This window comes from Citrobacter sp. R-1.5.2 (assembly GCF_035064245.1).
Lineage (GTDB): Bacteria > Pseudomonadota > Gammaproteobacteria > Enterobacterales > Enterobacteriaceae > Citrobacter.
Genome location: NZ_JASEYC010000093.1, coordinates 1 through 523, shown reverse-complemented (window position 1 = coordinate 523; position 523 = coordinate 1). Strand labels below are relative to the sequence as shown.

General features: G+C 55.1%; 1 pseudogene. It reads left to right on the top strand.

Annotated features, from left to right (window positions below):
- A pseudogene (locus tag QMN38_RS27245) lies at nt 1-523 on the top strand (IS5-like element ISKpn26 family transposase); the annotation flags it as partial.

The window sequence follows — 523 nt, the reverse complement described above, 5'->3', positions numbered from 1 at the left end:
AACTCACCTTCGCCGATAGTGAATTCAGCACTAAGCGCCGTCAGACCCGAAAAGAGATTTTCCTCTCCCGCATGGAGCAGATTCTGCCATGGCAGAATATGACCGCTGTCATCGAGCCGTTTTATCCCAAGGCGGGCAATGGCCGACGGCCCTATCCGCTGGAGACCATGCTGCGTATTCACTGCATGCAGCATTGGTACAACCTGAGCGACGGTGCCATGGAAGATGCCCTGTACGAAATCGCCTCCATGCGCCTGTTTGCCCGATTATCCCTGGATAGCGCCCTGCCGGATCGCACCACCATCATGAATTTCCGCCACCTGCTCGAGCAGCATCAACTGGCCCGTCAATTGTTCAAGACCATCAATCGCTGGCTGGCCGAAGCAGGCGTCATGATGACCCAAGGCACTTTGGTGGATGCCACCATCATTGAGGCACCCAGCTCTACCAAGAACAAAGAGCAGCAACGCGATCCGGAGATGCATCAGACCAAGAAAGGCAATCAGTGGCACTTTGGCATGAA